Origin of the sequence: Mesorhizobium sp. M8A.F.Ca.ET.021.01.1.1 (assembly GCF_003998025.1) — a bacterium.
Classification (GTDB): domain Bacteria; phylum Pseudomonadota; class Alphaproteobacteria; order Rhizobiales; family Rhizobiaceae; genus Mesorhizobium.
The window spans coordinates 1-5,653 of record NZ_RZSJ01000416.1 but is presented as its reverse complement, the minus strand read 5'-3'; the positions used below and the strand labels follow the sequence as shown (position 1 = coordinate 5,653).

Annotated in this window: 8 protein-coding genes and 2 pseudogenes; 3 read left to right on the top strand and 7 right to left on the bottom strand. The window is 61.9% G+C overall.

The window, feature by feature from the left end:
- From EOA36_RS38430 to moaA, 4 genes and pseudogenes are all read right to left on the bottom strand, one after another.
- Window positions 1-208 (bottom strand): annotated as a pseudogene (locus tag EOA36_RS38430) (EamA/RhaT family transporter); the annotation flags it as partial.
- A gap of 179 nt (window positions 209-387) precedes the next feature.
- The gene (locus tag EOA36_RS25650) at window positions 388-747 is read right to left on the bottom strand and encodes a hypothetical protein (RefSeq protein WP_127279947.1); all 360 of its coding nucleotides are present in this window, start codon (window positions 745-747) and stop codon (window positions 388-390) included.
- Between the two features lie 138 nt (window positions 748-885).
- Window positions 886-1,338 carry a hypothetical protein gene (locus EOA36_RS25645; RefSeq protein ID WP_245464463.1) on the bottom strand — a complete coding sequence of 151 codons (453 nt, stop codon included), beginning with the start codon at window positions 1,336-1,338 and terminating at the stop codon, window positions 886-888.
- Between the two features lie 76 nt (window positions 1,339-1,414).
- On the bottom strand, window positions 1,415-2,410 hold the full coding sequence (gene moaA, locus EOA36_RS25640) for a GTP 3',8-cyclase MoaA (RefSeq protein WP_127279945.1): 996 nt from the start codon (window positions 2,408-2,410) through the stop codon (window positions 1,415-1,417).
- Between the two features lie 192 nt (window positions 2,411-2,602).
- Here moaA and EOA36_RS25635 point away from each other — a divergent pair, with 192 nt between their 5' ends.
- The gene (locus EOA36_RS25635; RefSeq protein ID WP_127279944.1) at window positions 2,603-2,956 is read left to right on the top strand and encodes a DUF971 domain-containing protein; all 354 of its coding nucleotides are present in this window, start codon (window positions 2,603-2,605) and stop codon (window positions 2,954-2,956) included.
- Window positions 2,957-3,019: 63 nt separating this feature from the next.
- On the top strand, window positions 3,020-3,631 hold the full coding sequence (locus tag EOA36_RS25630; RefSeq protein ID WP_127279943.1) for a pyridoxamine 5'-phosphate oxidase family protein: 612 nt from the start codon (window positions 3,020-3,022) through the stop codon (window positions 3,629-3,631).
- 24 nt (window positions 3,632-3,655) lie between these two features.
- Here the strand turns inward: EOA36_RS25630 and EOA36_RS25625 are convergent, their stop codons facing one another.
- The gene (locus EOA36_RS25625) at window positions 3,656-4,108 is read right to left on the bottom strand and encodes a MarR family transcriptional regulator (protein ID WP_127279942.1); all 453 of its coding nucleotides are present in this window, start codon (window positions 4,106-4,108) and stop codon (window positions 3,656-3,658) included.
- A 47-nt stretch (window positions 4,109-4,155) separates the two neighbouring features.
- Between EOA36_RS25625 and EOA36_RS25620 the strand changes: the two genes are divergently transcribed.
- Window positions 4,156-5,067, top strand: a complete 912-nt coding sequence (locus EOA36_RS25620) for an alpha/beta fold hydrolase (RefSeq protein ID WP_127279941.1) — start codon at window positions 4,156-4,158, stop codon at window positions 5,065-5,067.
- A gap of 7 nt (window positions 5,068-5,074) precedes the next feature.
- Here the strand turns inward: EOA36_RS25620 and EOA36_RS25615 are convergent, their stop codons facing one another.
- Together EOA36_RS25615 and EOA36_RS38425 are read right to left on the bottom strand one after the other, a co-directional pair.
- Window positions 5,075-5,473 carry a rhodanese-like domain-containing protein gene (locus EOA36_RS25615; RefSeq protein WP_127279940.1) on the bottom strand — a complete coding sequence of 133 codons (399 nt, stop codon included), beginning with the start codon at window positions 5,471-5,473 and terminating at the stop codon, window positions 5,075-5,077.
- A gap of 63 nt (window positions 5,474-5,536) precedes the next feature.
- Window positions 5,537-5,653 (bottom strand): annotated as a pseudogene (locus EOA36_RS38425) (TetR/AcrR family transcriptional regulator); the annotation flags it as partial.

The window sequence follows — 5,653 nt, the reverse complement described above, 5'->3', positions numbered from 1 at the left end:
GCTGCAGCATCAGGCGAGGCTGGAAAAGCGCGCCACGTTGCCAGGCCAGCAGGCCGACGAAGAGCGAGGCGAACGCCCCTCTGATCAGCATGACCTGCGCCATGTTCATCGACTGTGAAGAGTATTTGGTAATGGCGTCGTTGAGCGTGAAGCCAACCATCGCCACCACCATGAACAACGCGCCGCGAAGATTTGGGGAAAGGGGCAAGACACCTACCGATTGCCTGAGCAAGCAAGCCTGTAACAGCCCGCCACGAAACAGCAATGGCAAAGGGCTGGGCCAGCACCGGATACCCATCGTCGCCGGCGTGAAATCATCCCGGATCAGGCACGAATTCGGTCGGAAGGCGGCGTCGTCTCCCGACACTTGTACAGCCGAGGCGACGTCTATTTCTTCGGCGTCAGCACCTCGGTGCCGTTGCCGTCCTTGCCGGCGATGGTCCACAGGCCATGCAGCGACCCGTCATCCTCGACCTTGTAGACGACGAGGCCGATATCCTTGCCCATGACGTAGCCGGCGGAGAATGCATTGTCGTTGCGCATGCAGATGCCATCCGAAGACGAGCCGCCCGTCTCCCAATGGATCGCGCAGGTGGTCCCGCTGGTCAGTGTGATGGTGGCTTCGCCATCATAGGCCGAACCGTCGAAATTGGTGCCGGCGACGGTGTAAGTGCCGCCGATCGACTGGGCAGCCGCGGGCAGGGCGGCCAGGCCGAGCAGGGCGAAGGAAAGAAGAAGTTCGCGCATGATGTAATCCCCCGAGAAAGCGAAGAACCGCTACGGAACGGAGGCTAGGCGGGAAACCGTCACCAGTAAATCAGACGGATATTTGCGGACAAAGATTTTGTTTGCGGTGTGGCTAAAATGCTGATGGCCGCCTACGGCTCATGGCCCCTTGAGGCTGCCGGCGATGACGCCGACCAACAGGTCATATTTCGATTTCAGCGCCGGCGGATAATCGATCCAGACCGTGCGGATGACGCCATCCCTGCCAAACAGCCGCCGCTCATAAAAGATCTTTCCATCCTTCACGCCCGACAGCACCGCCCAGTCCTTGCCGGCTTTGCTGTAGGTGACTTCGTACCATGGTTCATTGCTCGCCTTTTCGCCGGCAATGAACCCCTTCGGCGTGTCGTCATCGACATTGAATATGCCGGAGCAGGTCAGGCTGGCGCCGTCCGCGCTTAGCCACATCTGGCCGTCGCCATTTTCAGGCTCTGGCTGGCGATCGGTGAAGATATCGCCGGGAAAGGTGCAGACGGTGCCGAAGCGCTCGTTCACATAGGTGGATTGCGCGGCAATAGCGGTGGTCGCCGAGACCACGGCTAGCGATGTCACGATTGAATAGAGCCACCGCATGTCTGACCCGAAGCCGATGATTGCGGGGCAATTCTTGCACAGACAGACGAGAAGGTCAGCCGCCCGTGACACTCATATGGCGTGACACCGAAGGGCGGCTGGTGCGGCGGTCGATGATGAAGTCATGACCTTTCGGCTTGCGGCCGATGGCTTCGTCTATGGCGTCAGCGACAAGTTCGTTGCCTTCGGACGCGCGCAACGGCGCGCGCAGATCGGCCGCATCCTCCTGGCCAAGGCACATATAGAGCGTGCCCGTGCAGGTCAGCCTGACCCGGTTGCAGCTTTCGCAGAAATTATGCGTCATCGGCGTGATGAAGCCGAGTTTTCCGCCGGTCTCGGCGACATGGACATAACGGGCCGGGCCACCGGTCTTGAAGGGGATATCGGTCAGCGTGAACTGGCGCTCAAGCGAAGCGCGCAGCAGCGACAGCGGCAGATACTGGTCGGTGCGGTCGGCGTCGATCTCGCCCATCGGCATGGTCTCGATGACGGTCAGGTCCATGCCGCGGCCATGCGCCCAGCGCATCATCTCGGGCAGTTCGACGTCGTTGAAATCCTTCAACGCCACCGCATTGAGCTTGACTTTCAATCCGGCCGCCTGAGCCGCGTCGATGCCGGCCATGACCTTGCCGAGATTGCCCCAGCGCGTGATGGCGTGGAATTTGTCGGCATCGAGCGTGTCGAGCGAAACGTTGATGCGCTTGACACCACGATCGGCGAGTTCGGCGGCGAAGCGCGAAAGCTGCGAGCCGTTGGTGGTCAGCGTCAGCTCTTCCAGCGCGCCGCTTTCAAGGTGCCGCGAAAGCTGGCGCACCAAGTGCATGATGTTCTTGCGCACCAGCGGCTCACCCCCGGTGAGGCGCAACCGTTTGACTCCCTTTTCGATGAACACGGTGCAGAGCCGGTCGAGTTCTTCCAGCGACAACAGGTCCTTCTTGGGCAGGAAGGCCATATCCTCGGCCATGCAATAGGTGCAGCGGAAATCGCAGCGGTCGGTGACCGACACTCTGAGATAGCTGATCGTGCGACCGAAGGGGTCGATCATGTTCATGTTCGAGCGTTTCCGTGGCCGTTAACGGCGTCGTTATATACAGCTATGTGATACGATCCAGCCCGCCATTCAAGATAGCTTGCCTTGATCTTTGGTAACATTCCCCGACCGACATTGCGTGTCGGACACCGTTGACGCCTTTGCGTACGGAGCGAAGCAGCGTAGGGAAGGGGAATTCAAGCAGGATCGACCATGACGGCGCCGAAAGAACTGAGGGTCTCGAAGGACCGCAAGCTGCTCACCGTGACGTTTCCGGGCCACCAGCCGTTCGAGCTGCCGGCGGAATTGCTGCGCGTGGCGTCGCCTTCCGCGGAAGTGCAGGGTCATTCGCCGGAACAAAGGGTGACGGTTCCCGGCAAACGCAATGTGGCCATCCTGAAGATCGAACCGGTCGGCAATTACGCCGTGCGCATCACCTTCGATGATTGCCATGACACCGGCATCTTCACCTGGAATTACCTGCACACGCTCGGCCACGAGAAGGACGCACGCTGGAGCGTCTATCTCGCGGAACTCGCCGAGAAGGGCCTGAGCCGCGATCGTTAGCCGCCATTGCGTCGTCAAAACGTCACGTGTCGGGCGTAGGGGCGGCGGATCGGGAGACGGAAAATGTCGGTCATCACCACAGTAGAACAACTCGAAGCCCTTTACGGACTGCCCGGCGAAGCCTCCGTGATCAAGGAACTCGACCATGTCATTCCCGAATACGCCGCCTTTATCGAAGCGTCCCCGTTCGTCGCGCTCGCGACCAGCGGTCCGGAAGGGCTGGACTGTTCGCCGCGCGGCGATCTCGCGGGTTTCGTGCGTATCGTCGATGCGAAAACGCTGATGATGCCGGACCGGCGCGGCAACAACCGTGCCGATTCGTTGAAGAACATCATCCGCGACCCGCGCGTCGGCCTGCTGTTCCTGGTGCCGGGCTCCGGTACGACGCTGCGCATCAATGGCCGGGCGCATATCACCACGGATGCGGCGTCGTGCGCGTCGTTCATGGTCGACGGCAAGCCGGCGCGTTCGGTCACGGTGATCGACGTCGATTCGGTCTATTTCCAGTGCGCCCGGGCGATCGTGCGGTCGGAACTGTGGAATCCGGAGAGGCATGTCGATCCGAAATCGCTGCCGACACCCGGAAAGATCCTGGAAATCACCAGCCGCAAGAATATCGACGGCGAAACCTACGACAGGGAATGGCCGGAGCGGGCTAAAAAATCGATGTGGTAGTGAGTTGAGGGGCGGAAAGGCCGATCACGCCTCGTTCAGCACGTCATAGATCTTGCGCATCTGCTCGCCGATCATGTCGCATTGTTCCGGCGTCGACTGGCTCATCGCCTTCTCGATCAGCGCCATATGCACTTTCAGCGCCTGCATCAGCAGCGCCTCGCCGCCTTCGGTCAGCGTAAGCCGCAAGATGCGCTTGTCCTTCTCATCGCCTTCCCGCCGCAGTAGGCCACGCGCCTCGAGCTGCGGCAACAGCATGGTGATGTTGGAGCGGCCGACGAGCAGCTTGCGGGCAAGGTCGTGCTGCGACATGCCGGGATGGCGATAGAGGTTCATCAGCACGTCGAGTTGCGCTGGCTTCAGGTCGAGCGGCGCGAGTTTCACCGCCAGCGTGCGCTCCAGCACATGGCACGCGCGCGCCACCGCGACCCAGTTGCGAAAACGCGGGTTATCCCAGGGTAGCTCTTGTTTATTGTTCATCTTTGAACTATTATGTTCATGCTTGAACGTATGGATGGATTCTGACTATGGCATCATTCGGGCTGAAGGTCATCCGAGGTGTGTTTGGTGCGGCCGAACATGTCGCGCCGCGCATCACCGGACGCGCGGCTTTCGAATTGTTCTGCCGTACGCCGAGCACCAGGACATTGACCGACGGCGAGCGCCGCGCCATCGACCGCGCCGCGGAGTTCATGGCTGAGGCGCGGCATCACCGGCTGAAAACCGCGACCGGCTGCGTCATGGTGCATGAATTTCGTCCCGAGCCGGGCCGCGAGCCTGCCGGCACCGTCCTCGTCATCCATGGCTGGCGCTCGCGTACCGAATACATGCGCGCCCTGATCGAAGGTTTCCGCGCTGCCGGCTATAGGGTCGTCTCGCTCGACCTTCCCGGTCACGGCCATTCGCAGGGCAGGCACCTGAACATGGTCAACGCTGTCGAAGCCGCAAGAGTGGCCGGCGAATGGTTCGGGCCGTTCGTGGCCGCCGTCGGCCATTCCTTCGGCGGCGCCGTCGCCGCCAATGCCATCGCCGGTTCCGTCAAGGACATCCCGCCGCTGGCGGCCGCACGCCTCGTGCTGATCGCGGCACCAAGCTCGCTGCCGGCAATCTTCGCCGACTTCAGCCGCATGCTCAATGTCGGTCCCCGCTCGCAGGTCGCCATGGCCGACCGTGTCGAATATCTCTCCGGCCGGCCACTGCACGAATTCACCGGCGACCGCCAGCTCGCCCAGGCGCCCGTGCCGACGCTGGTCATCCATGCCCCCGATGACCGTGAAGTGCCGGCTGAACACGCACGACGCTATGCCGGCGCAGGCGACCATGTGCGGCTTCACTGGGCCGATGGGCTTGGCCATCGCCGCATTCTGGCCGACAAGGGCGTGGTTGAACGCGCCGTCGGCTTCGTGACCACGCAGCGCGGGCCGTCGCCACTCCACTGAGCGGCATTCAGGCTTTCTTCTTTTCCCCGGGCTCGACGGGCAATCCGGCTGCCTTCCAGGCCGTGTAGCCGCCAAGAATATGCTTGACCGGCGAAAGCCCCATGTCTTGCGCCGTCTTGGTGGCCAGCGCCGAACGCCAGCCGCCGGCGCAGAAGAAGACGAAGCTTTTTCCGGAAGCGAAGAAGGGCTTGTGGTAGGGACTTTCGGGATCGATCCAGAACTCCAGCATGCCACGGGTGACATGCTGGGCGCCGGGTATTCTGCCGTCACGTTCGATCTCTCGAGGGTCGCGAAGATCGACGAAAATGGTGCTTTCGTCTTCAAGCAGTCCTGCCGCTTCCTCGGGCGAAACCACTTCGATCTCGGCGTTGGCCTCATCCAGCAGTTCGCGATACCCTTTTTTCACGTCGTCCCTCCCGGCCGCAGGTTTGCTGGTAAGTCGAATTTCGAGCACAACGAACGGGATTTGTCACGCCTCGACGGCGTCGGCCATGGTCTTCCAGGCGGCCATTGCGCCGGCCACCGTCGCCAGCAGGGCGGCGCGGGAAGCGCCGTCGCGCGCCTGGATCGACATGCCGTGCTGGAC

Coding starts and splice junctions, on each gene's coding strand:
- EOA36_RS25625 (WP_127279942.1), bottom strand. CDS start 4,108: ATGAACAATAAACAAGAGCTACCCTGGGATAACCCGCGTTTTCGCAAC.
- EOA36_RS25650 (WP_127279947.1), bottom strand. CDS start 747: ATGCGCGAACTTCTTCTTTCCTTCGCCCTGCTCGGCCTGGCCGCCCTG.
- EOA36_RS25635 (WP_127279944.1), top strand. CDS start 2,603: ATGACGGCGCCGAAAGAACTGAGGGTCTCGAAGGACCGCAAGCTGCTC.
- moaA (WP_127279945.1), bottom strand. CDS start 2,410: ATGAACATGATCGACCCCTTCGGTCGCACGATCAGCTATCTCAGAGTG.
- EOA36_RS25630 (WP_127279943.1), top strand. CDS start 3,020: ATGTCGGTCATCACCACAGTAGAACAACTCGAAGCCCTTTACGGACTG.
- EOA36_RS25620 (WP_127279941.1), top strand. CDS start 4,156: ATGGCATCATTCGGGCTGAAGGTCATCCGAGGTGTGTTTGGTGCGGCC.